Annotated in this window: 19 protein-coding genes; 10 read left to right on the forward strand and 9 right to left on the reverse strand. The window is 72.6% G+C overall.

Annotated features, from left to right (window positions below; all coding sequences use genetic code 11):
• Nucleotides 1–331: 331 nt before the first annotated feature.
• Nucleotides 332–859: a DinB family protein gene (locus ABZ719_RS08405; protein ID WP_366724424.1), complete on the reverse strand. Its 528-nt coding sequence runs from the start codon at nucleotides 857–859 to the stop codon at nucleotides 332–334.
• 648 nt (nucleotides 860–1,507) lie between these two features.
• On the opposite strand from ABZ719_RS08405, the gene ABZ719_RS08410 reads away from it, so the two are divergent.
• A complete protein-coding gene (locus ABZ719_RS08410) occupies nucleotides 1,508–2,992 on the forward strand; it encodes a hypothetical protein (RefSeq protein WP_366724425.1) in 1,485 nt (494 codons plus the stop codon).
• Between the two features lie 263 nt (nucleotides 2,993–3,255).
• Here the strand turns inward: ABZ719_RS08410 and ABZ719_RS08415 are convergent, their stop codons facing one another.
• Entirely contained in the window at nucleotides 3,256–4,257 is a 1,002-nt protein-coding gene (locus ABZ719_RS08415; protein ID WP_366724426.1) for a pirin family protein, read from the reverse strand.
• A 96-nt stretch (nucleotides 4,258–4,353) separates the two neighbouring features.
• Here ABZ719_RS08415 and ABZ719_RS08420 point away from each other — a divergent pair, with 96 nt between their 5' ends.
• On the forward strand, nucleotides 4,354–4,878 hold the full coding sequence (locus tag ABZ719_RS08420; protein WP_366724427.1) for a carboxymuconolactone decarboxylase family protein: 525 nt from the start codon (nucleotides 4,354–4,356) through the stop codon (nucleotides 4,876–4,878).
• A gap of 58 nt (nucleotides 4,879–4,936) precedes the next feature.
• Here the strand turns inward: ABZ719_RS08420 and ABZ719_RS08425 are convergent, their stop codons facing one another.
• From ABZ719_RS08425 to ABZ719_RS08435, 3 genes are all read right to left on the reverse strand, one after another.
• Nucleotides 4,937–5,518 carry a DNA starvation/stationary phase protection protein gene (locus ABZ719_RS08425; RefSeq protein WP_366724428.1) on the reverse strand — a complete coding sequence of 194 codons (582 nt, stop codon included), beginning with the start codon at nucleotides 5,516–5,518 and terminating at the stop codon, nucleotides 4,937–4,939.
• Nucleotides 5,519–5,829: 311 nt separating this feature from the next.
• The gene (locus ABZ719_RS08430; RefSeq protein ID WP_366724429.1) at nucleotides 5,830–6,555 is read right to left on the reverse strand and encodes an alpha/beta hydrolase; all 726 of its coding nucleotides are present in this window, start codon (nucleotides 6,553–6,555) and stop codon (nucleotides 5,830–5,832) included.
• A gap of 40 nt (nucleotides 6,556–6,595) precedes the next feature.
• Nucleotides 6,596–7,576, reverse strand: a complete 981-nt coding sequence (locus ABZ719_RS08435) for an alpha/beta hydrolase (protein ID WP_366724430.1) — start codon at nucleotides 7,574–7,576, stop codon at nucleotides 6,596–6,598.
• A 247-nt stretch (nucleotides 7,577–7,823) separates the two neighbouring features.
• On the opposite strand from ABZ719_RS08435, the gene tsaD reads away from it, so the two are divergent.
• Complete coding sequence (tsaD, locus tag ABZ719_RS08440; RefSeq protein WP_366724431.1) at nucleotides 7,824–8,885, forward strand: tRNA (adenosine(37)-N6)-threonylcarbamoyltransferase complex transferase subunit TsaD; 1,062 nt, start codon at nucleotides 7,824–7,826, stop codon at nucleotides 8,883–8,885.
• Nucleotides 8,886–8,936: 51 nt separating this feature from the next.
• Here tsaD and ABZ719_RS08445 read toward each other — a convergent pair whose 3' ends face one another.
• Nucleotides 8,937–10,400 (reverse strand): ornithine decarboxylase, encoded by a 1,464-nt coding sequence (locus ABZ719_RS08445; RefSeq protein ID WP_366724432.1) that lies wholly within the window; start codon nucleotides 10,398–10,400, stop codon nucleotides 8,937–8,939.
• Nucleotides 10,401–10,836: 436 nt separating this feature from the next.
• On the opposite strand from ABZ719_RS08445, the gene ABZ719_RS08450 reads away from it, so the two are divergent.
• Nucleotides 10,837–11,982: an amidohydrolase gene (locus ABZ719_RS08450; RefSeq protein WP_366724591.1), complete on the forward strand. Its 1,146-nt coding sequence runs from the start codon at nucleotides 10,837–10,839 to the stop codon at nucleotides 11,980–11,982.
• Nucleotides 11,983–12,303: 321 nt separating this feature from the next.
• On the opposite strand, the gene ABZ719_RS08455 is transcribed toward ABZ719_RS08450, so the two are convergent.
• Complete coding sequence (locus ABZ719_RS08455; protein WP_366724433.1) at nucleotides 12,304–13,530, reverse strand: glycosyltransferase; 1,227 nt, start codon at nucleotides 13,528–13,530, stop codon at nucleotides 12,304–12,306.
• Nucleotides 13,531–13,750: 220 nt separating this feature from the next.
• Nucleotides 13,751–14,071, reverse strand: coding sequence for a hypothetical protein (locus ABZ719_RS08460; RefSeq protein ID WP_366724592.1), 321 nt, complete (start codon nucleotides 14,069–14,071; stop codon nucleotides 13,751–13,753).
• 381 nt (nucleotides 14,072–14,452) lie between these two features.
• Here ABZ719_RS08460 and ABZ719_RS08465 point away from each other — a divergent pair, with 381 nt between their 5' ends.
• The 6 genes from ABZ719_RS08465 (at nucleotide 14,453) to ABZ719_RS08490 (ending at nucleotide 24,779) form a co-directional block, all read left to right on the forward strand.
• Nucleotides 14,453–16,711, forward strand: a complete 2,259-nt coding sequence (locus ABZ719_RS08465) for a tetratricopeptide repeat protein (protein WP_366724434.1) — start codon at nucleotides 14,453–14,455, stop codon at nucleotides 16,709–16,711.
• Nucleotides 16,712–17,096: 385 nt separating this feature from the next.
• Nucleotides 17,097–18,437, forward strand: coding sequence for a sugar phosphate nucleotidyltransferase (locus tag ABZ719_RS08470; protein ID WP_037859256.1), 1,341 nt, complete (start codon nucleotides 17,097–17,099; stop codon nucleotides 18,435–18,437).
• A gap of 33 nt (nucleotides 18,438–18,470) precedes the next feature.
• The gene (locus ABZ719_RS08475; protein ID WP_366724435.1) at nucleotides 18,471–19,187 is read left to right on the forward strand and encodes an SDR family oxidoreductase; all 717 of its coding nucleotides are present in this window, start codon (nucleotides 18,471–18,473) and stop codon (nucleotides 19,185–19,187) included.
• 78 nt (nucleotides 19,188–19,265) lie between these two features.
• Nucleotides 19,266–21,371: a glycogen debranching protein GlgX gene (gene glgX / locus ABZ719_RS08480; protein ID WP_366724436.1), complete on the forward strand. Its 2,106-nt coding sequence runs from the start codon at nucleotides 19,266–19,268 to the stop codon at nucleotides 21,369–21,371.
• Nucleotides 21,368–23,530: an AGE family epimerase/isomerase gene (locus ABZ719_RS08485; RefSeq protein ID WP_366724437.1), complete on the forward strand. Its 2,163-nt coding sequence runs from the start codon at nucleotides 21,368–21,370 to the stop codon at nucleotides 23,528–23,530. Before glgX ends, ABZ719_RS08485 begins: the two co-directional genes overlap by 4 nt.
• 43 nt (nucleotides 23,531–23,573) lie before the next feature.
• Nucleotides 23,574–24,779, forward strand: a complete 1,206-nt coding sequence (locus tag ABZ719_RS08490) for a transposase (RefSeq protein WP_366724438.1) — start codon at nucleotides 23,574–23,576, stop codon at nucleotides 24,777–24,779.
• A gap of 283 nt (nucleotides 24,780–25,062) precedes the next feature.
• Here the strand turns inward: ABZ719_RS08490 and ABZ719_RS08495 are convergent, their stop codons facing one another.
• The gene (locus ABZ719_RS08495; protein WP_366724439.1) at nucleotides 25,063–26,823 is read right to left on the reverse strand and encodes an ABC transporter family substrate-binding protein; all 1,761 of its coding nucleotides are present in this window, start codon (nucleotides 26,821–26,823) and stop codon (nucleotides 25,063–25,065) included.
• Nucleotides 26,824–26,902 lie beyond the last annotated feature (79 nt).

Here is a 26,902-nt window from a genome sequence, read left to right on the forward strand (position 1 = left end):
GATCCACGGCCGCGACTCACGCTTCCCCACGACCCGACCAACGAGCAGACAAGCCGATGGTTACTTGATCAATAACTTCTGTTAGGACCTCTAAGACCCACGGCCAGGAACGGCGCTCCGCCATGGCCGCCGCCCGCCCGGCCCGGCCGATGCGCTGCTCGGCCGGACGGCTTCCTCCCGGCCTTCCCGGTCGTCTGCTTCTTCGCGGTCTTCCTCGGCGGGTGCATCTCGTGCACGTCCGCCCACCTCTCCCCTTCCCCTCACCGCGGCTGGGCCGGCTGAGAAGGCGGGCCGGGTGCTTGCGCGGTCCTTCCGACCGCGCAAGCACCTCTCATGTGCCGGTAGTTCCGTCGATCTGCTCGCGGATGAGGTCCGCATGACCGTTGTGACGTGCGTATTCCTCGATCATGTGCACCATGATCCAGCGCAGGGAGACTCCCTGATCACCGAGGTGACCCGCTTCCTCCTCGGACAGACGGCCGGAGTCGTCCAGCGATGCTTCCGCGATCAGCTCACGGCCGCGAGCGACCTCCGCCTGCCACGCAGCCGTCACCTCCTCGAGCCCTCGTTCCGGCTGAAGGGCAAAGCCGTCGACGTTCTTCTCCCCGAAGACAGGGGGCACGTCCTGACCCGCGAATACACGCTGGAACCAGTTGCGCTCCACCTCAGCCACGTGTTGAACGAGACCGAGCAGCGTCATCGACGAGGGCGACGCCGCGGCAAGCCGTAATTGATCATCGTTGAGCCCCGAACACTTCAGGGCGAGGGTCGCGCGGTGAAAGTCCAGCCATGCTTCCAGCATGGCGCGCTCGTCGGCATGCGCGGGAGGGATGGGCCGTCCATCCGGTGTCGTTTTCATGAGCACACTCTGGCAGCCGCAGCCGTGATCAGTACCGCCCTTGGGGTAGCCGACGGTTCAGCGTCGTAAAAGAGACATCGCTCCGGCTGGAGGGGCTGTTGCTGCCGGCGATCGCGGAGGTGGCGGCGCCAGAAACGCCGTGACGTGCGAGGACTTCGGAGGTGATGCGCCGGCTTTCGTTGACGGCCGCAGTCCCTCCGTACGGTACAGACCCTGGATACCGGCGTGGCCGCGCTGACGGTCGCGGCGCCGGAGTGGCTGGGAACCGCCGGCGGGGGCGGGGGACGGGGACGTCCGGCGAAGGGTGGCTGACGCGGTACGGCGGCACTGATGCCGGGGCCCGGAGCGGCCAGAACGGTGAGATGGCCACGAACCGGTGTACAGAACCGGTACAGAGAATGAACGCGGGACGAGAAACACCTTCCATGAGAGTCATGGGGCAGTCGATACTGTGGGGGGAGCAAGGCCCCGCCGGATGCCCCGCCTTGCCACGCACCCGGTGTCAGCACGAGCACGGAAAGGACACCGGTGGGTAGTAACACCGCTTTCGACAGCCGCACGAGGCGGCCGGCAGTTCCCCAGCCCCGGCCCCTCATCCGCGGCGCGGCGAATCTGGCGGGGGCGCCGGACCGCCACAGCATCGGACCGATGATGGGGTCCATACAGGCGCTCGCCGGCAACAAGGCCGCGTCCGCCGTCGTCCAGCGTCTCGCGGGGAACGACGAGACGGCGAAGCCCGCCGACGAGCAGGCCGGGCCGGAAGCGAAGAAGAAGTCCCGTACCGGGCTGAACATCCGGGAGCGGATCGCCGGCGCGCTGGAGCGGGCCAACAAACACCTCGACGTCCTCGACACCTTCGTTCTGCGCGGCATGGTCCCGGCCAACGCGGAGATGAACTGGAAGTCGTCCCAGACCGCCGACACGCACCTTTCGGAGCAGGCCGGCGCGTCCGCCGCCGCGGCCGGTGCCGAGATGGGGCTCACCGACGCCGTCACGGCGGTCAACAACGTCCTCGACGCCACCAAGGCGTACAAGGAGTCCAAGCAGAACCCGACGGGTCCCTCCTCCCACGCCCCGCGCAAGAAATACCCCTCCAAGATGCTCGACGCGATCCAGAACACGGCGACCGACGCCTCCGACTTCATCGGCGTCGCCAAGAACGCTCTGCACGCGGAGGGCCTCGCGACGGCGGCCAGTGTCGCCGAGGCCGGGAGCGGGATGGTCGGCGCCGTCGCGGGCGTCAAGAGCGTCCGTGCGGCGCGCCGGTTCGGGCTGACGACGCGCAAGTACCAGAACGTCAAGAAGATCGACGTGCCCGCGCCGGTGCAGGAGCCCGAGATCAACCGGCTCCATGAGGCGGAGGTGGACAGCCACTGGGCGCTCGCGCGGGCGTATGTCGCGCTGGAGCGTGCCCATGACGGCGACGACGAGGGCCTCGCGGACCGGCTGGGCGCCGCCCTGGACCAGACCGGTGCGGCCTTCACGAGCATCGAGAAGGCCGCCGGCGACGTCAAGAAGGCACAGGACACCATCGCCCTCAGCACCACCCGGGACTACGCGCTGGCGAAGCAGCGCAACAAGCTCTGGAAGCAGGGGGTCGGCGCGGTCGGGGACGGCGTGAGGTCGGCCGGCGGCGCGGTGGCGATCGCAGCGGCCGCCACGGGGACGCTGGCGAGCAACCCGGCCGGCTGGGCGCTGGCCGCGACAGCGGCGGGGCTCCTGCTCTCGGTCACCGCGTACAAGGCCGGGCGCGCCGGCAAGAAGCGTTACGACGGCGCCCGCCACCCCGAGCGCTGGGCCCCGCCCACGGAGGAGGGCGAGCGGACGGCAGCCGAGCCCGCCACCCGCCAGGACGCCCTCAAGGAAGCGCTGAAGTTCTGGAAGAAGGCCGAACACAGCAAGCGCGACGCCATGGCGCGCACCCTCTACGGCCTCGCCGCGGGCCCCGAGGTCCCGGCCGGCAAGGGCACCTCGCCCGAACTGCGCGCCTCGGCCCGGGAACTGCTCGTCGCGCTGAAGTCGGGCCCCGGGAACCTGCACATGACGCAGGAGGCGTGGGAGGCGTCCCTGAACGACCCCGCCGACGCCGAGAAGTGGCACAAGGAGATCGCCAACCAGCTGGCTTCGAGCTGAGGTCGGCCGGACGCCCGGATCTCCAGGTGTCCGGCCGCCCGGTTGTCCCGCTGACGGTCTCCGGCGAGAGGCACCGCCCCGGCGGCGTCTCTCGCCGGCCTCCGGGCGCGGCCCGGAGATCCGCAGGAGCCGGGCGGCTCTCAGACAGCTTCGGAGGCGCCCATGCGGCTGGTGCCGGACGCAGACGCCGTGGGCTTCCCGCGTTGCCCTCAAGGCGCAGGAGCACGCACGGCGTCTTGGCGTCCGGTCGCTGCTCTCGCAGGTCAGCGCTTGCTTCCTCGTGGCTTCAAGGGGGTGTTCGGCAGCTCCGGTGCGGGCAGCGCGGCGCCGTCGTAGCCCCGTACCTCGCCGAAACGGGTGCCCTTCGTCCAGTCCTCGCGAGCCCGCACGATCTCGTCGTGGGACCCTCCGATGAAGTTCCACCACATGATGATCTCCTCGCGGAACGGCGGCCCGCCCAGCAGGATCAGTCTCGCCGTTTCACTTCCCCTGTTCGTCAGGGTCAGGGCGGCGCGGCCGGGCGGCGCGTAGCCGAGGTCGGCCGGCTGGAGGGTGGTGCCGTCGAGGACGATGCCGCCCCTGTCGACGAGCACCCCGTGCTCGAAGGCGGGGTCCACGTCGAGGGTGACGGTGGCGCCGGGGGCCACGGACAGCTCCGCTCCCAGCAGCGGGGTGAAGGTGCGCACCGGTGAGGTGTCCCCCGCGAGCGATCCGAGGAAGACGCGGGCCTCGCCGTCCTCCAGCGGCACGGCGGTGGGGACGTGGTGCTGGAAGTCCCTGGCCGTGTCGCGGTGCTCTGCGGGCAGGGCGACCCAGAGCTGCACGCCGTGCAGGACGGTGGTGGCGGGGGTGGACACCTCGGAGTGGCTGATGCCGTGGCCGCTCGTCATGAGGTTCAGCTCGCCGGGCCGTACGAAGGCGTGGGTGCCCAGGCTGTCCCGGTGCTCGATCTCGCCGCTGAAGAGCCAGCTGACGGTCTGGAGGCCGATGTGGGGGTGCGGGGCGACGTCCATGCCGCCGGTCGACGCCACGTCGTCGGGGCCGTAGTGGTCGGCGAAGCACCATGCGCCGATCAGCGTCCGGGCCCGCTGGGGCAGTGTGCGCCGCACCCGCATGGCACGGGGCCCGCCCAGCGGGACGTCCCGGGGGCCGAGGACCTCGATGTCCGCCGGGGCCGGTCCGCCGGGGACGGTCCCGGTGTCCGGGCCGGCCTCGGCGACGGTGCCGCAGACGAGCTCGGCGGGCCGGGTCTCGGTGTTGCTCACCGTTCGGCTCCTTCCCCTCAGAGAAAGTTCGAGTTTCAACATTAACGCGGTGATGATAGGACGTACACCGGAACACCGCCCGATGAAGGAGACCACGTGTCCGAGACGGCGCCGACGACCACCCGGGCACGGGTCTTCGTCGACAAGCAGAGTCCCAGCGCCTACCGCGCATTGTCCGCGACGGCCGAGGCGGTCCGCGCGGTCGCGGCCGGCGCCGGACTTGACCGCCGGCTCGTCGAGCTGGTCAACATACGTGTCTCGCAGCTGAACGCGTGCGCCTTCTGCCTCGACCTGCACACCAGGGCCGCCCTGCGGGCCGGCGAGAGCACACGGCGCCTGGGCGTACTGCCCGCCTGGCGCGACACCCAGCTCTTCAGCCCGCGTGAGCGCGCCGCACTCGCCCTGGCGGAGGCCACCACGCATCCGGCCGACGCCGGCGCGCAGGACAGCGCCTACGGCCTCGCGCGTTCCGTGCTGTCGGACGACGAGATCTCCGCCGTCGTCTGGGTCGCCATCACCATCAACGCCTTCAACCGGGTCTCCGTCCTGAGCAAGCACCCGGTACGCGAGGTGTCCGGCACGCCCGACGGCTCCCCCGGGCCCGCCGCCCGCCCGGTCTGACAGCGCTCCGCCGGGCGCGGCACGGGGCGGCCCGCGACCGGGCCGCCCGCCTGTGCGTTCAGACGCGGACCAGGGGGGTGTCGACCAGGTGCTCCGCCAGGAACCACGTCTGCAGTTCGCCGGTGCGGATCACCTGGGAGACCAGCAGGTCGTTGGTGCCGTCGTCGCCCTGCTCGGCGGCCCGGGCCGCCGCGTCGTGGGCGTCGGCCAGGATCGTCTCGTGCGCCTCCAGCAGACGGGACAGCATGGCGGGCACCTCCTCCACGCCGTCCGGCGGGCGCGGCACCGACGTGATCTCGGCGGCATGGCGGGGGTCCCCCACCGCCACGCCGCCCAGCGTCTGGACGCGCTCGGCGAGCGTGTCGACCAGGGCGAGCTGCTGAGCGGCGTGCTGGTCGAGCACCAGGTGCAGCTGGTAGAAGGTCGCGCCGCGCATCAGCCAGTGGTGCTTCTTGTAGAGGCCGTAGAGGATCTGCGTGTCCGCGAGCACCTGGTTGAGCCGCTGGCAGGAGTACATACGTGCCTCGAAGGACAGCGCCAGCGGAAACTGCTTGACGGTGCCGAACTCCTGGATGACCCGGCCCTTCTGGTGCAGCCGGGGCTGGCTGCCGGTCTGCGTGTGCGAGGTGTCAGTGGTCATGTTCCGTCTCCTGCGGTTCGTTCGCTGCTTACCCGGATGACGCTAGACGTCCTGGTCAGGGGCGCCTTGCCGCAGAGCGCACGGGCGCGTGCCCGACAGCGCAGACCTCCGCCGCCCGGCCCGCCGCGGCCCCTGCGCCCCTGCGCCGTCGAGCCTTCGGCGCACGGCGCACGCCGGCCTGCGCACACCGGCCGCCGTCCACGGTTCCGCCCGCCGCCTGCCCCCCTCTCTCCCGCGCTGCTCTGCGGGACCGCATGCCGAAGGGCCGCGCGGACGAGGAAGTCGTCCGCGCGGCCCCGGCACGGCGTGGGTCAGGCCGTCGCGACGACCGCCTCGCGGATCACGTCGGCGACCTCGGCGGCGCGGGAGACGGCGACCGCGTGGGAGGCGCCCTCCAGCTCGACGATCGTCGCTCCGGCGCGCTCGGCGCCGAAGCGCTCCACCTCCGGGTCGATCGCCCGGTCGGCGGTGGCCACCACGGCCCAGGACGGCTTGGTCCGCCACGCGGCGGCGGAAGCCCTCTCCTCGAAGGCCGCCGCGGCGAGCGGACGCTGCGCCGCCGCCAGGACCTTCGTGGTCTCGGCCGGCACATCGGCGGCGAAGACGGCGGGGAAGGCGTCCTCGGTGATGGTGACCTCGACGGCGGGGTCACCACCGGGCACCGGGTACGTCCACTCCTTGAGGTTGCTCACCAGCGGGGAGGCCGGGAAACGTCCCTGCAGCTCGCCGAGGCTCTCGCCCTCCTCCAGGACGTACGCGGCGACGTAGACGAGACCGACGACGTTCTCGGTCGTGCCGGCCACCGTGATGAGAGCACCGCCGTAGGAGTGGCCGACCAGCACGACGGGCCCGTCGATCTGGGCGGCGACCGAGGCGACGTAGGCGGCGTCGGCCGCGAGCCCGCGCAGCGGGTTGGGCGGGGCGATCACCGGGATGCCGTGGCCCTGGAGGTGCTCGATGACACCGCTCCAGCTGCCGGCGTCCGCGAACGCGCCGTGCACCAGAAGGACGGTGGGGGTGGATGCGGGTGTGGTCATGATGGGGGTCCGGTTCCGTTCAGGACGTGCGCAGGATGGTTCAGGCCTGGTGCAGCGCGGCGCGCAGGGTGGCGACGGCCATCGTGAGGGCGGCCTCGGCCGCGTGGGTCTCACGCAGCGCGTTGAGCATCACGAAGTCGTGGATGATGCCCTGGAACCGCACGGCCGTCACGGGGACACCGGCCTCGCGCAGCTTGTTGGCGTAGGCCTCGCCCTCGTCGCGCAGCACGTCCGCCTCGCCGGTGATGACCAGCGCCGGGGGCAGACCGGTCAGCTGCTCGGTGGTGGCGCGCAGCGGGGAGGCCGTGATCTGCGCGCGCTCGGCCTCGTCGGTCGTGTACTGGTCCCAGAACCACTGCATGCCGTCGCGGCGCAGGAAGTAGCCTTCCGCGAACTGGTGGTAGGACGGGGTGTCGAAGTCCGCGTCCGTCACCGGGTAGAACAGCACCTGCTGGAGCAGCGGGAGGCCGCCGCGCTCCTTGGCCATCAGGGTGAGCGCGGCCGTCATGTTGCCGCCGACGGAGTCACCGGCGACCGCCAGCCGTGTGCCGTCCAGGCCCTTGGCGGCGCCCTCCTCGACGACCCAGCGGGCGACGGCGTAGTTCTGCTCGATGGCGACCGGGTAACGGGCCTCCGGCGAGAGGTCGTACTCGGGGAAGACCACGGCGGCACCGGCGCCGACGGCGAGTTCGCGCACCAGGCGGTCGTGGGTGTGGGCGTTGCCGAACACCCAGCCGGCACCGTGGATGTAGAGGATCACCGGCAGGGTGCCCTCGGCGCCGGCCGGCCTGACGAGGCGGGCCCGGACGCTGCCCGTGGGCCCGCCCTGGACGGTGATCCACTCCTCGTCCACCGCCGGCTTGGCGATCTCGCCCGACTGCACGTCGTCGACGGCCTTGCGGCCTTCGGCGGGCGGCAGGTCGAAGAGATAGGGCGGGTTGGCGGTCGCCTCGGCGAACGCGGCGGCCGCGGGTTCCAGTACGGGCTGCGCGGGCTCTGCGGTCTGCGGGACGTCGGACATGTGTCTCTCCTGGCTTGCTCGTGTTTCCGGTACGCCGGTGAGCCACGTTAGGAACACGGGGAGCAGGAGGGTTGCCCCAGCGCGCACGGCCACTGTCCCGACAGCGCACGCACACCGCGCGGACGGCACACGGACGGCGCGTACCGCCGGGACCGGCCCGTTCTCCCTCCCCGATTGACTTCCTGCATATTGATTGCAATAGCATGCCATTGGCATCTAGAGCCGGGGAGAGCGGGGAAGGACGGGGATGGGCTCACCGATCGTGCTGGGCATCGAGTCGTCCTGCGACGAGACCGGCGCCGGTCTCGTGCGGGACGGGCGGCTGCTGGGCCACGCGGTGGCGTCGAGCATGGACGAGCACGCACGCTACGGCGGTGTCGTCCCGGAGATCGCCGCCCGCGCCCATGTCCACGCCCTGCGCCCGGTGATCCGGCGGGCCCTGGAGCAGGCGGGGCTGGGCCTCGCCGACCTCGGCGCCGTCGCCGTCACCACCGGCCCCGGCCTCTCCGGTGCCCTTCAGGTGGGCCTCGCGGGCGCGAAGAGCCTCGCCTACGCGCTGGGCCTGCCGCTGTACGGCGTTCACCATCTGGCCGGGCACGTCGCCGCGGACACCCTCGCGCACGGCCCGCTGCCCGACCCCTGCGTGGTGCTGATCGTCTCCGGCGGCCACACCTCACTCCTGCTCGTCCGTGACCTGGCCCGCGACCCGGTCAGGCATCTGGGCGACACCCTCGACGACGCCGCGGGCGAGTGCTTCGACAAGGTCGCACGGGTTCTCGGGCTGCCGTATCCGGGCGGTCCGGCCATCGACCGGGCAGCGCGCGCGGGGGATCCGCGCGCTGTCCCCCTTCCCCGCCCGCTGCCCGGCTCGTACGACTTCTCCTTCTCGGGGCTGAAGTCGGCGGCGGCCCGCTGGGCCGAAGGGCACGCCGGGCGCGAACTGCCCGTGCACGACGGGGCCGCCTCGCTCCAGGAGGCCGTGGCTGACGTCCTGACACGCAAGGCGGTGGCGGCGTGCACCGAGCACGGTGTGGGCACGCTGGTCGTGGTCGGCGGGGTCGCCGCGAACTCGCGGGTGCGGGCGCTGGCCGAGGAGCGCTGCCGGGCCGCCGGTGTCACGCTGCGGGTGCCGCCGCCGAAGCTGTGCACCGACAACGGCGCGATGATCGCCGCCGTCGGTGACCTCCTGGTACGGGCGGGAGCCCGGCCGGCGCCGCTGGACGTGTCGACCGATCCGTCGGCGCCGCTGGCACACGCGGCCCTGCACCCCGTGCCCCCGGCCCGCTCCCGCGCCGCCCGCCCCCTGTGATCCGCCGGGTCGCCTCGGCGGGCACCGCCGGGACCCGCCGCTTCCTCGGCCTCAGTCCCGCGCCACCACGCGCAGCGTGCGGACCGAGGGGTCGGCCGCGTCCGGGATCAGGACGCCGTGTTCGGCCCCGCTGCGCAGGTAGTCCACCACCTCCTCGGTGATGACCTCGCCCGGGGCCACGGCCGGCACCCCCGGCGGGTACGGGCTGATCAGCTCCGCCGAGATGCGTCCCGCGGCACGCTCGGCGGGGACGTGCTCCACCGGGGCGAAGAACGCCTCACGCGGCAGCAGCGCCTGCTCCAGTTCGAGGGCCGAGGGGCGGGGCAGGCGGACCGGGGGCTGCTTCTCGATGGACTCGGCACCCCGGGTGAGCGCGCTCAGGGCGTCCAGCAGCACCTTCTCGGTCTCGTCGTCGTCGGCGTGCGTGATCGAGGCGCTGATCCGGCAGCTGTCGGACCCGCCGACGTCCACGTGGCAGTGGACGCGCAGCCACTCGGCGGCCTGCATGCCGGTGATGCCGAGTTCCCGTACGTCGATGACGAGCTTGAGCGGGTCCAGGTCGGCCGCGCAGCCCTCCTTGACGACCTCCCGGCCCATCGGCCGCAGGCCGGGCAGGTCACCGACCGCCGTCCGGACGCGTTCCGCCCGCTGCTGCGCCGCCTCCAGGAGAGCATGTCCCTGTTCGACCATCTGGCGGCGCCAGCCGTCCAGGGTGGCATAGACCAGGGACGAGGCGCTGGTGGTGCCCAGCAGGTCCTCGCGCTGCTTGAGCACCTCCGGCGACACCCGGTCGCCCTGGAGATGGAAGACGGAACTCTGCTCGATCGCACCGCCCATCTTGTGGACGCTGGTGACCACCAGGTCGGCGTCGGCGTCCATGCCCCAGGCCGGCAGTTCCGGGTGGAACGGCAGATGGGCGCCCCACGCCTCGTCCACGATCAGCGGAACGCCGAACTCGTGGCACACCCGGGCCACGCCCGCGATGTCCGCGCAGGTCCCCCACTCGGTGGGCGTGATCAGCAACATGCCCTTGGCGTCCGGGTGTTCCTCGAGGCGGCGGCGCACGTCGTCGGGCTCCGGCGGGTGCGCGAGGTGCCGTTCCGCGTCGAACTTCGGGTGCACCCAGATCGGTTCGACCCCGTTGACGACGACGGCCGCGATCACGGACTTGTGCGCGTTGCGGGACAGCAGCAGCTTCTCCCCCGGCCCGGCCACCGCCAGCATGGCGGTCTTCACCGACAGGGAGCTGCCGCACGTGGAGAAGAACGCCTGCTCGGCGCCGACCGCGTCGGCCATCAGGTCCTGCGCCTGGCTGAGCACGCCCTGGGACTGACGGCGGTCGTCGAGACCGTTGAGCGACAGGACGTCGGAGCGGAACACGTCGAGCCCGACGATCTCGGCCACCCGCGGGTCCACTCCTCGGCCCTGCTTGTGCCCCGGTGGGCCGAAGACCACGTCTCCACGGCGCCGGAACTCCTCCAGCGCCTCCAGCACGGGCACCCGTGAGTGATCCATCGTTCCTCCCAGCCGGTTGCGGTTCGCGCTCCCGCGTCGCCGTGCGGTCGCCTCCGCGTCCACCGACGTACGGGAGACACCGAGTCCGACGTACGGAGAAACACCGAGTCCGCCGCCGTGCGGGAACACCCGATCGTGTTGCACCGCTGCCGCGATCGAAACCCACGGGTGGACCGGCGGTGGCGCGCGGCCCCCTGCAGGGGCAAACCGCGGGTGTCGCCGCGCCGGAAGGTGGCACCCGGTCTCCGCCACACGGTACGGGCGTGCAGGCCGGCCGGTGGCACGCGCGGGCGCGGACGGCGGGGCCACGCCTGCGGTGACGTCCGCCGTCCCCGCACGAGGAGGCCAGGTGGCGCGTACGTCCGACCATGCCGGCGCCGACACCCGCGACGGGCTCGGCGCCGTCCACGACGGGTCCCACGCCGTCCACGACCGGCTGCGCGCGGCGGTCGCCGAGCGGGCGGAGCTTTTGTGGGAGACCGCCCGCGCACTGCACGCCGACCCGGAGAACGCCTTCGCCGAGCACCGGGCCGCGGCCCTGCTCACGGCCCGGCTGGAGGAGGCCGGTTTCGCGGTGGAGCGCGGCACGGCGGGCCTGCCCACCGCGTTCACGGCCCGTTCCGGTCAGGGGCGTCCGGCCGTGGCCCTGCTGCTGGAGTACGACGCCCTGCCCGGCCTCGGTCACGCCTGCGGGCACAACCTCATCGCCGCCGCCGGACTGGGAGCGGCGCTCGCGGTCGACGCGGTGCTCGGCGGTTCGGCGGGGTGCGTGATGGCGGTGGGCACCCCGGCCGAGGAGGGCGGCGGCGGCAAGGCGACGGAGACCGAGGCCGGGGTGTTCGACGGGGTCGACGCCGCGCTGATGTTCCACCCCGGCGTGTACAGCTGGTCGCGGGCGCCGCTGACGGCGCAGGTGCAGTACCGGGTGGCCTTCCACGGCCGCGCCGCGCACCCCACCGGCAACCCGACCGAGGGCGTCGACGCGCTCGCGGCGCTGATCGAGCTGTTCAACGTCCTGGCCGGGCTGGGCCGGCGCCTGCCGCCGGCCTCCCACGTCCAGGGCATCATCACGCACGGGGGCACCGCCACCAACATCGTGCCGGAGTACGCGGAGGGCCGGTTCGGTCTGCGCGCGGCCACGACCGGCGAGCTGGAGGACCTGACGGGCCGGCTGCGCGACTGCGCCGAGGGGGTCGCCCTGGCCACGGGGACCCGGGCCGAGATGGTGCGTGCCACGCCGCGCTACGAGCACTTCCGGGACAGCGCCGTCCTGTCCGACCGGTTCACCGGGCACCTGGCCCGGGCCGGCATCACGCTCACGCCTCCCGTGCCGGGTGTCCAACTGGGCTCGTCGGACATCGGCAACGTCAGCACACGGGTGCCCGCCATCCACCCGTTCGTCGCCATCATGGACGACGGGTCCGACCACACCCCCGAGTTCGCCGCGGCCGCCGCCTCCCCGCGCGCCCGTGACGTGCTCGTCGCCGTGACCGGCGCACTGGCCTGCACCGCTGCGGACGTGCTGCTGAGCACGGACCTGCGCGAGGAGGCGTGGGAACGGCACCGGCGGGAGGAGGACTGACGGCGGGGAGGACCGGCGGCGGGCAGCCTGTCGCCGGCGGCGGGTGGTCAGGGCGCGGGGTGCGGCAGCGACGACGCGTGGCGGGGCAGCGGGCGGCGGTGCCGCGCCCGGTGGGCGGCGGGGCGGCCGACTGCGGGAGGCCGGCGGGAGGCGCGGGTCCCCGGGGCCGCGCGGTCGGCACCGGTCACCCGGCCCCCGCGGTCAGTGGGGCACCGGTCACCCCGCACGGTCAGCGGCGCGGCGGCCGGCACCGGGTCACCGCGCGGTCAGCGGCCGGCGGCCGGCGCCGGTCACCAGGACCGCGCCGCCGGCAGTCACCGCTCAGCGCGGACCCGCACCGGCGGCCGCGTCGAGCAGCAGGCGCGCCGCCACCGCCGCCCCGTCGGTGCGGATGGTGCCGGCCACGGCGCCGGCCCGTGTCCGGGTGGCGGACGTCAGGGCCGTGCCGAGCGCGGCGGCCAAGGAGGCGGCGGTGGGCGTCCGGCCGTAGTGGGCCGCGCCGATGCCCAGTTCGGCCACCCGCTCCGCCCAGTACGGCTGGTCCGCGATCCGCGGGACCACCACCTGCGGCGCCCCGGCGCGGGCCGCGGCCGTCGTGGTGCCAGCGCCTCCGTGGTGCACGACGGCGGCCACCCGGCGGAACAGCGCCTGCTGGTTGACCTCGCCGACGACGAAGCAGTCGCCGCCGTCGTCCACCGGGGCGAGGCCGGCCCACCCCCGGGCGAGGACCAGGCGGCGGCCGTGCGCGCGGCTCGCCTCGACGGCGACGCGGGCGATGTCCTCGGGGGCGTGCGCGGCCATGCTGCCGAAGCCCACGTACACCGGCGGTTCCCCGGCGTCCAGGAACCTCTCCAGGCCCGGTGGCAGCGGGCGTTCGTCGGGCAGGAACCAGGCGCCGGTCTGCTCCAGGGCGAGGTCCGTCATGCCCTGCGAGGGGCACAGCAACGGGTCCGCCGCCAGCCAGGGCCGGTCGCCGAAGACGTGGTCGCGGACGTTGTCCACCGGCGGCAGGCCGATCGCGGCCCGGCCCTCGCGAAGCGCCCGGCCGTACAGCGCGTCCACCCGCTGGGCGTCCTGCTCCCACAGTTTCCGGTGGTCGGTCTCCTCCGGCGAGGACGGCGTGCCCGGCCGCGCACCGGGACGGAAGTGCCGCGAGGGCAGTCCGAAGACGTGGAAGCACGCGTACACGTAGGGGATGCCGCGCTTCTCGGCCACGTCCCGCGCGCCGGCCGGCATCAGCCCGGCCGCCAGCAGCACGTCGCACTCCCGCGCCGCCGCGGCGAGCGTGCGGAACCGCGCGGCGACCAGCTCGGGGGCGAGCCGGAAGGCGTCCTGCGCCGTCGGCGGCCTGGGTCCCGAGACCACCGAGCGCACCGCCGGTCCGAGCGGCACCAGCGGCACGCCCGTACGTGCCAGCAGCGCCGCGAACTCCTCGTCGGGCGGCGCGCACACCGTCACACCCGCGCCGAGTCCGTTCAGTTCCTTCGCCAGTCCCGCCAGTGGTTCGACATCTCCGCGTGACCCCCATGACGTCAGCAACACGCGCACTCGGCGACTCCCGTTTCCGCAGGTTCCGGCTTCCGGCCGCCGATTGTGCGGGACGGACGGGGCCTTGCCGCAAGCCCCCCGGTGCGCTATACGTTGAGAGTGGCAAGGAGTGGTTTCCTCCTTGCCTTCGCTTTTTCCGCCGTCGGCCGGCCCTCCGCCGCGCCGGGCGCCCGGCGCCGGCCGCACGGCCACCCGCCCGGCATCCGGCGTTCCGCCGGTCTCACGGCGCGCGGCGCCGGGACGGGGTGAAGGCGTACAGGTCGAGGATGCCGGGCCGGGGAGCCACTCCGGGGCCTCCGGCACGCACCCAGGCGACGATGTCCTCCGTGGCGTCCGGGTCGTTGACGAGGCCGAGCCAGACCGGTCGTCCTCCGGCGGCCCGGCCCGCGGCCGAGGGCTGGACGACGACCACGTTGGCCTGGTCGCAGACGTCGAGGCAGTCGGAGATCCGCACCGGCACCGTCTCCCGCAGCCGGGCGGTCTGCGCGGCGTGATCGACGCCGGTCACCTTCGGACTGCCGCAGCAGCAGTCCCGGCACACGACGACGCGGCACCCCGCCGCACCGTCCCGCGCACCGGCACCGGCCGATGTCTCCCGCGTCGACGGCTCGGGCACGTCGCACCACTCCCCTCCCGGGGAGATCCGCCCCGGTGTTCGCCGAGGGGCGACCGCGTGAGTGCCGTGGCACCCTCGCCACGTCCTCCCGCCCGCCGCGGCGATGGCCGGAACTCGCCCACCGGTCGCAGCGACGGAACCTCGCCGGATGCACACCGGCTTCCCCGCACCGCCGTCGCCCGATGTCGCCGGTCATCCTCCCATCAGGCGTTTGAGTGTTCAATCCAGAACTGTTACGTTCGGGGCTTTCCGGGACACCGGCACAGCTCGCGCGCTGGACGCCGGCCGGGGCACAGCGGGGTGGAGATGGACAAGAGGACGTTCGGCCGACTGCTGCGCGAGGCGCGGCAGCGGTCCCTGCTGACGCTGGAAGGGCTCGCCGAGGCCTCCGGGGTGAGCGTCCGGGCCATCAGCGACATCGAACGCGGCCACAGCCTGCCCCGGCAGTCGACGCTGAACGAGCTGATGGACGCGCTCGAACTGGACGAGGAGGGGCGGCGTCGGCTGCGCCAGGCGGTCACCCGCCGCACGGATCCCGTCGCGGTCCCGAGGCAACTCCCTCCCGACCTCGGGGTGTTCCGCAGCCGTGAGGCGGCACTGACGGCGGCCCACGGCATCACCGAGCGCGTCACGGCGCAGGGCGGCCGCGTCCTCGTCTGCGCGGTGGGCGGCATGGCCGGTGTGGGCAAGACGGCGCTCGCGGTGCACTGGGCGCATCAGGTCGCCGACCGCTTCCCGGACGGTCAGCTCTATGTGGACCTGCGCGGCTTCGAGGCGGCCCAGCGGCCCGTGGACCCCGGCGAGGCGTTGGGCGGGTTCCTGCGCGCGCTCGGGGTCCCCAGCGGTGACATCCCCTCCGGCACCGGGCAGCGCAGTGCTCTGTTCCGGGAGAAGACCGCGTCGCGGAGGCTGATCGCCGTCCTGGACAACGCCCGGGACGCCGAGCAGGTCAGGCCGCTGCTGCCCGCGTCCGCGGGCTGCCTGACCATCGTCACCTCCCGCAATCAGCTGTCCGGGCTGGTCGCCGCCGAGGGGGCCGGCGTGATCACCCTGGACGTGTGGACGCCGCAGGAGGCACTCGCGGCGCTCGCGGCCAGGATCGGACCCGAACGGTGCCGGGCGGAGCCGGAGGCCGCGGCCGAGCTGGTCGGGCTGTGCGGGTTCCTGCCGCTCGCGGTCGCCGTGGTCGGCGCCCAGCTCAGCGCGGTGCCCCGGATGGGACTGCGGCGGGCGGCGCGCGAGCTGCGGGAGGCCAGGCCGCGCCTGGACGCCTTCACCGCCGACGACCGGCGGGCCGACGTCCGCGCCGTCTTCTCCTGGTCCTACCAGGCGCTCACGCCCGGGGCGGCCCGGTTCTTCCGTCACCTGTCCCTGCACCCCGGGCCGTCGGTGACCGCCGCCGCCGCTGCCTCGCTCGCGGCCGTGGAGATGCCGGCGGCCCGGCGGCACCTGCGGGAGCTGACCGCGGCCGGCCTGCTCTCCCGCGACGCCGAGGGGCGTTACGTCCTGCACGACCTGGTACGGGCCTACGGCGGCGAACTGGCCGAGGAGCGGCAGGACGACCGCCTCGGCGCCCGGGCGCGCCTGCTCGACTACCTCCGCCACCACGCCCACACCGCCAACCGCCACGTGTCGCAACTGGAGCCCGAGCCGGCGTACCCGCCGGCGGAGGGCGTCGCGCACGTCGCGATCGACAGCCGTGAGGACGCGCTGGACTGGTACCAGCAGGAGGAACCGGCCGCGGGACCCGCCGTGCAGTTCCTGGAGGACCCGCGGCTGCTGCGGCTGCGCGGCGACTGCGCTCGCGAGTGGATCGGCTACAACGTGATCGCGGGGCGCTGGGCCGAGGAGATCCCCGCCGCGCGGGTGGGGCTTCAGGCCGCTCTGGCGCTCGGCGACCCGGTCGCCACCGTGCGCAGCCGCTCGAACCTGACGCGGGCGCTGCTGGAGACCGGGCACACCGCGGAGGTCGACGAGTCGATCGACGTGATCCTCGGCGAACTGGAGGCGGTGCCCGCCGAGTTCCGGGCCCGCATCGAGTGCGAGATCGGGTTCTTCCGCATCCGGCAGGGGCGGTTCGCCGAGGCCCTGGAGCATCCGCGCAGGGCGCTGGAGCTGTACCGCGCGGCCGGGCACAGGGACGGGGTCGCGAGCACGCTCAGCAACGTCGGCTGGGTGCTGGCCCACACCGGTGCCTACGAGGAGGCCATCGCCACCTGCGAGCAGGCGCTGCCGCTGCTGCGGGAGACCGGGAACCTCCTGTTCGAGGCCGGGGCATGGGACGCGATCGGATTCGCCCAGCAGGGGCTGGGCCGTCTCGACGCCGCGATCGAGGGGTACGAGAGGGCGCTCGGGCTCTTCGCGGACCTCCACGACGACTACAACCGGGCCGACGTCCTGGACCACCTCGCCTCGGCCCAGCTGGAGCGCGGGCAGCATGAGCGGGCGCGGGCCAACTGGCTGCGCGCGGCGGAGCTGTTGAGCGCCCTGCGGGTGCGCCGCGCCGCGGACATGCGGGCCAAGGCCGAGACCCTGAAGCTGCCGGAGGTCCGTCCGGCCCGCTGACGCGCGGGCGCACGGCCGGCGGCACCACCGTCCCAACGCCCGCGCCCCAGCCGGTCGCACCACCCACCCTCCCGACGCCCACGCCTCCCCAGCCGGCGGCACCACCGTCCCTACGCCCGCGCCCCAGCCGGTGGCACCACCCTCCCTACGCCCGCGCCGGTCACCCTCCCCCACCCGCCCACAGCCCGTCGCACCACCCTCCCGGTGCGGACGGCGGCCGCCGGCTCCGCCCACCAGCCCACCCCTCTCAGCCTTCTCTCCTGACGGGCCCTCACCCGGCCCTCACCCACCCCAACCTGCGTAATTGACAACTCACTTGACTTGATATGACACACGCTGTTGAATCTCTCACATCGACAAGTCGGCTCGGAGGGCGGGACAGGCGATGGGGGACGACAGCACAGTCGGCATCATCCTGGCCGGCGGGCGGGGCGAGCGGGCGAAGCCCATCACCCTGCAGTCCGCCGACTACATCCGCAGCAAGGCGCTCATTCCGTTCGCCGGCAGGCCGCTCATCGAATGGATCGTCGAGGCCTGCCGTGACCAGGGCATACGCCGTTTCCACGTAGTGGCGCAGGGGGTGGAGAACCGCAGCCAGATCAAACTCGTGCTCGGCCACGGCGAGCGCTACGGAGTGGAGATCGACTACTCACGGGCCCGCTTCGACCCGTACAACGTGGGATCGGGCGCGGCCACCCTGCACAACCTGGAGCAGTGGAACCTGACGGGCACCGCACTGGTCCTGCCCGTCGACTCGCTGTTCGAGTTCTCGCTGGACAGGCTGCTCGCCGCCCAGCGGGACACCGGCGCGGTGGTCACCGTGGCCGCCGTCTCCCGCACCCCCGAGGAGATCGCCGGGAAGTACGGCGTCATGCGCACCACCGCGGCGGGCCTGGTGTGCGGCTTCCTGGAGAAGCCCCGACTGCCCGTCATCGAGCGGGAGTTCCCCGAGATCACCCAGCCGCAGGGGCCGCGCACCCTGGCCACCAACGCCGGGATGTACCTGATCGACTGCGCCCGGCTCCGGCTCGCCGCCCGCACCCCCGAACTCATCCGCCTCGCCCAGCAGCGCCTCGACTGGGGCAACGACCTGCTCCCCCGCCTCGTCGGCCTCGGTCACCCGGTGGCCGTCGAACCCATCGCACGCCTGGGCGACCTCGGCAACATCCACGACTACCTGGGCACGCTCGGCGACGCGCTCAGCGGCCTGTACCCGCAGATGGACCGGGCCCTCGGCACCCCGCTCAGCGCGGACCCGCGGTACTGGATCCACGAGAGCAGCCTGCGCGCCAAGGACCACATCACCGGGACCACCCTCGCGCAGAAGATCGCCGAGGGCAGCGTCGTCATCGGTCCGGGCGTCCGCATCGGCCGGCACGTCGAGATCGGCGCGGGCGTGCGGCTGCGCGCCACGGACGTCGGGGACGGCGTCGACCTGCACGAGGGCGCCCAGGTGGAGGGCAGTGTGCTCGGCGACTCCGCCGTGATCGGAGCGTACGCGCACATCAGCGACTCCTACGTGGGCCCGATGGTGCAGGTGCGCTCCGACGCCCGCGCCCCGGTACGGCTCGAAGCCCTGTCGGCCGTCGGCGACGGCGCCCAGCTGTGGTCGGGGACGCGGCTCTCGGGCGTCAGCGTCTATCCGCGGCTGCGCGTGCCGGCCGTCTCCGGAGTGCCCAGCGGCACCCAGCTCACCAGCTCGGACGACATCCTGCAGTGGGTGTGACCCGCCCCCTGCACCTCTTGAGGAGAGGTTCCAGTGAACACTGCCATCGCCGTGATCGGCGGCACCGGCCGGGTCGGACGGATCGTCACCCGCAAGCTCCTCGACCGTGGTGAGTCCGTCCGCGTCATCGGCCGCAGCACCCAGCGCGCCCGGCGCCATCTGCCGCCCCGCGCGCAGTTCTTCCTCGGTGACGTCCGCGACCCCGAGTCCCTGTCCGCCCCGCTGGACGGCTGCTCCGCAGTCGTCTACACCGTGGAACCCGGCACCGACCCCGCGGGCCCCGACAGTCCGCGAAGCACCCTGCACGCGGGGGTGCTCAACACCCTGGACGCGCTCCAGCGCCACAGCGCCCTCGGACGCGCGCAGTTCGTCCTCGTCAGCCAGCGGCACGTGACCCGTCCCGAGCATCCGATGAACGCCTACGGGCGCATGCTCGACTGGCGGCTGGCCGGTGAGAACGCCGTCCGCGCCTCCGGCCTCGACTACACGATCATCCGCCCGGGCTGGCTGACCGACCGCACCGAACTGGCCGACGACGGCCGCGTCCACCTGGAGCAGGGCGACCGCAGGGACGGTTACGTCGCCCTCCAGGACGTGGCCGAGGCCTGCGTACAGGCCCTGTACTGCCCGTCCGCCAAGGGGCTGACCTTCGAGATGCGCAACGGCGCGGGCAGCCCTCCCGGCGACTGGGAGGACCTGTTCGCCGGGCTCAGCGCGGACGAGGCCGTCCCGCTGCACGCCCCGGCCTGAACACCCCGGCCCGGACACCCCGGGCCCTCGTCACCACGGCACGTGCACGCCCCCTTTGACGCGAAACCGGAGACCACCATGACCGAGACGCCGCAGATCTCGGCGGGACGCCCCCAGCCTCTGGGTTCCACCGTCGTCGACGGCGGAGTCAACTTCTCCGTCTTCTCGGAGCACGCCACCCGTGTCGACCTGCTGCTCTTCGACAAGTGCGACGACCCGCGGCCCTCGCGGACCATCCACCTCCACCCCGACAAGCACCGCAGCTTCCACTTCTGGCACTGCCACGTCGCCGGCATCGGTGCCGGACAGGTCTACGCGTACCGGATGGACGGACCGCGCGACCCCAAGCGGTCGGGCACCCGCTTCGACCACCGCAAGGTGCTGCTCGACCCGTACGCCCGCGCCAACATCAACTCCCGCTGGAACCGCACGCTGGCGATCGGACTGCAGGACAACGTCGAGACGTGCATGCGCAGCCTCGTCGTCGACCTCGACGACTACGACTGGGAGGGCGACCAGCCGCTGCGCACGCCGATGGAGGACACGGTCGTCTACGAGATGCACGTGCGCGGTCTGACGGCGTCGCCCACGTCGCGGGCGGCGAGCCCGGGGACGTTCTCCGCGGTGATCGAGAAGATCCCGCACCTCAAGCGGCTCGGCATCACTGCCGTCGAACTGCTGCCCGTCTTCGACTTCGACGAGACGCACGTCCTGCGCAACGGCCCCGACGGAACCCCGCTGCACAACTACTGGGGCTACGACCCGTACGGGTTCTTCGCACCGCACACCGGCTACTGCACCTCGCCTCATCTGAACACGCACATCGCGGAGTTCAGGAACATGGTCAAGGAGCTGCACCGGGCCGGCATCGAGGTGATCCTCGACGTCGTCTTCAACCACACCAGCGAGGGCAACGAGTTCGGTCCGACCATCAGCTTCCGCGGCCAGGCCAACGAGGCGTACTACCACCTGTGGCCGCAGGACCGCAGCCACTACATGGACTTCACCGGCTGCGGCAACGCGGTCAACGCCAACCACCCCTTCGTCGCCAAGTTCATCGTCGAGTCCCTGGAGTACTGGGTCACCGAGCACCACGTCGACGGCTTCCGCTTCGACCTGGCCTCCGAGCTGTCGCGCGGCGACCAGGGCTACGAGATGGCGGTGCCGCCGGTCCTGTGGGCGATCGAACTGTCCAAGGTGCTCGCCGAGACGAAGATCATCGCCGAGCCGTGGGACGGCGGCGGCCTCTACCAGGTGGGCCGCTTCCCCGGCAAGCGCTGGGCCCAGTGGAACGGGCCGTTCCGTGACGACGTGCGGCGCTTCGTGCGCGGGGACGCCGGGGTGGTCGGTGACCTCGCCAAGCGGCTCGGCGGCTCCGAGGACCTTTTCGGTCCGCAGAAGGAACTGCCGACCAACAGCATCAACTTCGTCACCTGTCACGACGGCTTCACCCTCAACGACCTGGTGAGCTACGACCACAAGCACAACTACGCCAACGGCGAGGCCGACACCGACGGGGCGGCCGAGAACTTCAGCTGGAACTGCGGGGCCGAGGGCCCCAGCGACGACCCGGAGGTGGAGCGCCTGCGCGTTCGGCAGATCAAGAACCTGCTGTCGGTGCTGATGCTCAGCAGGGGCGTGCCGATGCTGCTGGCGGGTGACGAGTTCCGCAACAGCCAGAACGGCAACAACAACGCGTACTGCCAGGACAACCCGACGTCCTGGCTGGACTGGGACCAGGCCGACAAGGAGGAGGAGACCTTCGAGTTCGTCCGGCGCCTGATCGGGCTGCGGCGCCGCTTCCGCACCTTCCGCGCACCCCACTTCTACACCGGGCACCTCAACTCACGGCAGCTGCCGGACGTCACCTGGCACGGCACGCGCCTGGAGCAGCCCGGCTGGGAGGACACCAACGCCCGCGTCCTGGCCTGCACGCTCGGCGGGTTCGACGGCGATCCCGACCTCCACCTGATCCTCAACATGTACCACCTGGGCCTCGACTTCGAGCTGCCGCACATCCGCGGCCACCGCTGGCACCGCATCCTGGACACCGCCCAGGCGGGCCCGCGCGATCTCCTTCCGGCCGGCCAAGAGGAGCCGCACGACGACCACACCTTCCACGCCCACGGCCGCAGCGTCGTGCTGCTGGCGGCCCTGTCTGACGCGAAGGACAATCCCCGATGAGTGGATCCGCAGCACGTCGCCGCACGTTCTCCGACACGCTCGCCGGTTACGTCACCTACTTCAGCCCCACCGGTCGCCGCTTCGGTCTGCGCACCTCGGACGACCGTGAGTTCACCGTGCACCTGCCCCGCAACGTCGCCTCGCGCATCGTGCGCAACCTCGGCGACGACTACCGCGACACCACCGACGCCACCGTGGACATGCTCGCCGAGGGCCGTTACCTGTTCGCGTACGGCATCTGCTACGAGTGGGAGGGCGGCGAGCGGTTCGAGGCGAAGGAGATCACCTTCCCCGAGGAGCACCGCGGGGCCTACGTCTTCGAGCACCCCTCCTGGTGGGTCCAGCAGGCCACCGCGGTCGCCGACTTCTACCTGCGCGGTCACTTCCCCGACGGCAAGTACGACTGGCGCAACTTCCGCACGCACCTGACCCTGCACGGCACGCACCTGCCGGACTTCGACGGCACGGACGTGCGCCAGGAGACCGACACCATCTCGCGACTCGTGTACGGTCTGGCCACCGCCTACCTGCTGACCGGCGAGGACCGCTTCCTGGACGCGGCCGAGTCGGGCACGGAGTACCTGCGCGAGCACATGCGGGTCACCGACGAGCAGGACGGGTTCGTCTACTGGTACCACGGCATCGACGTCACCCCGACCGGCCAGCGCAAGGTGTACGCCTCGGAGTTCGGCGACGACGTCGACGCCATCCCGATGTACGAGCAGATCTACGCGCTCGCCGGCCCCACCCAGACGTACCGGATCACCGGTGACCCGCGGATCCTGGCGGACATCGACCGCACGGTGACCCTGTTCGAGCGGTTCTTCAGGGACCCGGAGCACGGCGGGTTCTTCTCGCACATCGACCCGATCACGCTCGACCCGCACGCCGACTCGCTCGGCCCCAACCGGTCGCGCAAGAACTGGAACTCGGTCGGCGACCACGCCCCCGCGTACCTGATCAACGCCTACCTGGCCACCGGACGCCAGGACTTCGCGGCGCTCCTGGAGGAGACCGCGGACACCATCGTCGAGCGCTTCCCCGACGAACCGGACAGCCCGTTCGTGCAGGAGCGGTTCCACGCCGACTGGTCGCCCGACCGCACCTGGGGCTGGCAGCAGGACCGGGCCGTCGTCGGTCACAACCTGAAGATCGCCTGGAACCTGACCCGCATCAAGTCCCTCATCGACAAGGACGGCTACGGGGCGCTCGCCGAACGCATCGGCGAGATCATGCCGGCCGTGGGCAGCGACCAGTTGCGCGGCGGCTGGTACGACGTGGTGGAGCGCAAGGCCGACCCGGACAGCGGCATGCACCGCATGGTGTGGCACGACCGCAAGGCCTGGTGGCAGCAGGAACAGGCGATCCTCGCCTACCTGATCCTCGCCGGCACCACCAACGACCCCGAGCACCTGCGCCTGGCCCGCGAGGCGGCCTCGTTCCACAACGCGTTCTTCCTCGACTACGACGACGGCGGCGTGTACTTCAACGTGCAGGCCAACGGCATCCCGTACCTGCTCGGCACCGAACGGCTCAAGGGCAGCCACTCCATGGCCGGCTACCACTCCCTGGAGCTGTGCTACCTGGCCGCCGCCTACACCGGCCTGCTCATCAGCAACGACACCCTCACCCTGCACTTCCGTCCGCGTCCGGACGACCTGCCCGACCGCGTGCTGCGCGTCGCGCCCGACCTGCTGCCCGCCGGTTCGGTGGAGCTGACCGGGGTGTGGGTGGACGGCGCCCCGTACCACAACTTCGACGCCAAGGAGCTGACCGTCCGGCTGCCCCACGGGGACACCCCGGTGCGGGTGCGTGTCGAGCTGGAGGCCGCGCAGATGCGGCTGCGGATGCGCACCGAGTTCGACGGCGACACCGCGCACGTGCGCTGCGCCGGCGTCATCGACACCGCGGAGCTGGAGAAGTTCCGGCGGATCCTGGCCGAGGTGATGGCGGCCGAGCCGGAGCGCGTGGAGTTCCACCTGTGCGAGGTCACCGCGATGAGCCGGCCCGCCATCAACGAACTCCTCTTCCAGCGCACCAAGGCCGGGCTCGACGTCGACTTCGTCATCGTCGGCTGCGCCCTGCCCGACGTCGCCGACGCGCTGCTCGCCACCGATGCCTTCCTCCTCGAGGGCGGGGACGCGTGCGCCCATGACTGAATCCCTGTTCCAGCCGAATGTTCCGCACCGCCTTGGGAGCACTGTGTCCTCTCCGACTCCCCTCTCCGCGTCCCTGCCCCTGTCCTTCCAGGCCTACTGCGGCGACCTGTTCCGTGAACTGGCCCGCTCCGACCAGCGGCGCTGGGGAGAGGTCTATCTGCGGGGCCTGCTGTCGGTGCCGGGCCGCAAGACGCCCACCCGGATCTCCGAGCACGTGCTCGGGCGGCCCGCCGTGCAGCAGCTCCAGCAGTTCGTGCACCAGAGCCCGTGGGAGTGCGCGCCGGTGCGGCGGCAGACGGCGCTGCGCCTCGCCCAGACCTTCCCGGTCGAGGCCTGGTCGGTCGACGAGGTCGTCTTCGTGAAGAACGGCGACCGTTCGGTGGGGGTGGCCCGCCAGTACGTGCCGTCCCAGGAGCGCACCGTCAACTGCCAGCTCGCCTGCGCAGTCTCCCTGGTGGGCGCCGGCGGGGGCCTGCCGGTGAACTGGCGGCTGCTGCTCCCGCCTCACTGGGACCGTGACGAGGAGTTACGGCGAGCCGCGCACCTGCCCGCCCACGAGCAGTCGCGGCCCCGCTGGCACTACGTCCTGGAGGCGGTCGACGAGATGACGGAGGAGTGGCTGCTCGATCCGCGTCCGGTGCTCGCCGACTGGCGCCACGAGTCCGAGACCGATCCGCTGCTGTGCGGTCTGGAGGCGCGAGGCCTCGGTTACCTCGTGCAGGTGTCGCCGCGCACCGCCGTCACCATGCCGCGTCCGCACTCGGCGCTGCCCGCGGTGCGCGGTACGGTCGCCGACCTCGCCGCGCACGTGGCCCGGCGCACCGAGCGCACGCCGGTCAGCTGGCAGGACCCGGTGACCGGGCGCAGGCACCGCTCGCAGTACCTGGCCACGCCCGCGCTGCTGTGCGCGCGGCCGGCGGCCGGCCGGGCCGCGACCGCGCACCGGCCGACCCCGCGCCACCTGGTCGCGGACTGGCCGTTCGGGCGGCCCGAGCCGCGCGCCTACTGGCTGACGAACCTGCCGGCCCGGCGGCTGGCCGAGGCGCTGCCGCTGGCCCAGCTGCGGTCCCTGGCCGGTGCGGGTCTGCAGCGGCTGCACGAGGACTTCGGACTCGGTGACTTCGAGGGCCGCTCCTTCCGCGGCTGGCACCACCACGTCACGCTCGCCTCGGCCGCGCTCGGCTTCGCCGCGCTGCGGGGGGCTGCCGCGCCCCGGCCCGAACGGGTGCTGAGCGGGTCCGCGGTCTGAACGGATCCGCGGTCCGAGCGGGTCCGGCCCGATTCGTTCGCGACACCTGTCCGGTGGCGGTCCGCCCGCCACCGGACAGGTGTGTCCGGCCCTCCACGTCCGGCCCCTCCACTTCCGGCCGCGCCACACCCGGCACCACCGCGCCCGGCACCAATGCGCCCGGCGCCCTCACGTCCGGCACCCCCGCCGGCACCACTACGCCCGGCGCCCCCGCGCCCAGCAGCCCCGCGTCCGGCGCCCTCGCCTCCGGCTCCGCGGTCTTCGGCACCACCCGCTCCCGGCGCTACCGTGTCCGCTCCGCCTCCTCCGTCTTCTGCCTCCTCCTGGTCCTCGCCTTCGTCTCCGCCTTCGTCCAGCCGACCTTCGTCCAGTCGATGTCGCCGAGTCCGGGGACCCCGTAGTTCGCGAGCCCGGTCCGGACCGCCATCACCTGCGGGCGCTGGTACAGCTCGATGTCGTGCCCGAGGCGCCAGATCTCGGCGTCCGCCTGGTTGTACAGCGCGGTGGCGCGCTTGTGGTCCAGGGTGCCCGCGGCCTGGCGCAGCAGCTTGTCGACGGTGGCGTCACCGACCCTGCCGTAGTTCAGGAACGACTGGGCTCCGTGCGGCCGTTGGTAGATCGACAGGACGCCGCTGGGGTAGGTGAGACCGACGAAGCGGAAGATGGCCAGGTCGAAGTCGCCCTGGTTCAGGTACTTCGCGGTGTAGTCGTTGGTGGGGACCTTCACGATGTCGACCTCGATGCCCGCCCGGGCCAGCATCGACTGGACGAGCTGGGAGAGGTCGAGGCCCAGGCGGTTGGTGGCGGTGCTGATGACGAACCGGAGCCGCAGCTTCTTGCCGTCCTTGGTGCGCGGTCCGCCGTCCCCGTGCCGTTTCCAGCCCGCCCGGTCGAGGATGCGGCACGCCTCGGCGAGGTCGTAGGTGCCCCAGGGGGCGGAGTGGTCGGCGTACCCGGGCTGGTTGGTCATGAAGATGTGGTTGCCGAGCAGGGGCACGCCGACGGGCAGTCCCCGGGCGGCGACGCCGGCCAGTGCCTCCCGGTCGACGGCCCGCTGCACGGCATGCCTGACCTCGACGTCGGCGAGCGGCCCGGCGGCGCCGTTGAGGGCGACGTGCACCTCGTCCCAGGCGGAGCCGGTCCGTATCACGCTGTCCTCGGCGTCCTTCAGCTGGGCGTAGTCCTCGGTGCTGCCGGCGTTGACGGCGTCGATCTCCCCGTTGCGGTAGGCCTGCAGGGCGGCGGCGGGCAGCAGGGTGCGCAGCACGATCTTGTCGAGCCGGGGCCGGGCGCCCCACCAGTGGGGGTCGCGGACGACGGTCACGGTCTCGGTGGTCCCATCGAGCGAGCCGATCGTGAACGGCCCGGCGGTGACCGGGACCCGGCCGATCCAGCCCTGGTTGAACTGCGCGGGAGTGGTGATCGCGGAGGCCGGGTACAGCGGCGTGAACAGCCGCTGCCAGTCGGTGTAGGGGGTGCGGAAGACGATCTTCACCTCATGGGCGCCGGGTCCGTCCGGTCCTTCGCCCACCGACGCGATCTGGTCGTAGCCCGTGGGGTCGGCGACGTGGTAGCGGTCGTCACCGCGGCCGAGGGCCCGCCACTGGGCGGCGAAGTCCGCCGCCGTGACGGGCCGCCCGTCGGACCAGCGGGCCTTGGGATTGAGCCGGTAGAGGACGGTCTGCGGTGCCGTGTCGGTGACCTTCGCCGACAGGAGGTAGTCGGTGTCGGGGCGGGGGACCCCGGTGGCGTCACGCCGGAAGAGGCTGGGCTCCACCAGTTGCGCGAGCTGGCACACCCCGTCGGTGGCCCCGTCGACCTGGTGGAAGTTGAGCTGGGTGGGCCAGGCGGAGATGGCGAGGGTGAGCGTCCCGCCGTCGCGGAGCCGGGTGGCCGGCGCGGCGCCGATGCTCTGGGAGCCGTACGTCGCCGCCGCGACGGGCCGCCCCGTGTCCGGTGGGCCGCCCGGACCGCTGCACCCCGCGAGCACCGCCGCCACCAGCAGTCCGACGATGACGGCTCCGACGCGACGTAATCGGCTCACAGGGCCCTCCTGGTCAATGCAAAAGATCACCAAAGGATGCGAACTGACCTACGATTTCGGTCAGTTGAATTTATCATCG

It is taken from the genome of Streptomyces sp. NPDC006743, assembly GCF_040703815.1.
Classification (GTDB): domain Bacteria; phylum Actinomycetota; class Actinomycetes; order Streptomycetales; family Streptomycetaceae; genus Streptomyces.

What these genes read in the sequence shown, in the direction of transcription:
- ABZ719_RS08405 (WP_366724424.1), bottom strand. Translation starts at nt 859, where the DNA reads ATGAAAACGACACCGGATGGACGGCCCATCCCTCCCGCGCATGCCGAC.
- ABZ719_RS08410 (WP_366724425.1), top strand. Translation starts at nt 1,508, where the DNA reads ATGATGGGGTCCATACAGGCGCTCGCCGGCAACAAGGCCGCGTCCGCC.
- ABZ719_RS08425 (WP_366724428.1), bottom strand. Translation starts at nt 5,518, where the DNA reads ATGACCACTGACACCTCGCACACGCAGACCGGCAGCCAGCCCCGGCTG.
- ABZ719_RS08430 (WP_366724429.1), bottom strand. Translation starts at nt 6,555, where the DNA reads ATGACCACACCCGCATCCACCCCCACCGTCCTTCTGGTGCACGGCGCG.
- ABZ719_RS08435 (WP_366724430.1), bottom strand. Translation starts at nt 7,576, where the DNA reads ATGTCCGACGTCCCGCAGACCGCAGAGCCCGCGCAGCCCGTACTGGAA.
- tsaD (WP_366724431.1), top strand. Translation starts at nt 7,824, where the DNA reads ATGGGCTCACCGATCGTGCTGGGCATCGAGTCGTCCTGCGACGAGACC.
- ABZ719_RS08445 (WP_366724432.1), bottom strand. Translation starts at nt 10,400, where the DNA reads ATGGATCACTCACGGGTGCCCGTGCTGGAGGCGCTGGAGGAGTTCCGG.
- ABZ719_RS08465 (WP_366724434.1), top strand. Translation starts at nt 14,453, where the DNA reads ATGGACAAGAGGACGTTCGGCCGACTGCTGCGCGAGGCGCGGCAGCGG.
- ABZ719_RS08470 (WP_037859256.1), top strand. Translation starts at nt 17,097, where the DNA reads ATGGGGGACGACAGCACAGTCGGCATCATCCTGGCCGGCGGGCGGGGC.
- glgX (WP_366724436.1), top strand. Translation starts at nt 19,266, where the DNA reads ATGACCGAGACGCCGCAGATCTCGGCGGGACGCCCCCAGCCTCTGGGT.
- ABZ719_RS08485 (WP_366724437.1), top strand. Translation starts at nt 21,368, where the DNA reads ATGAGTGGATCCGCAGCACGTCGCCGCACGTTCTCCGACACGCTCGCC.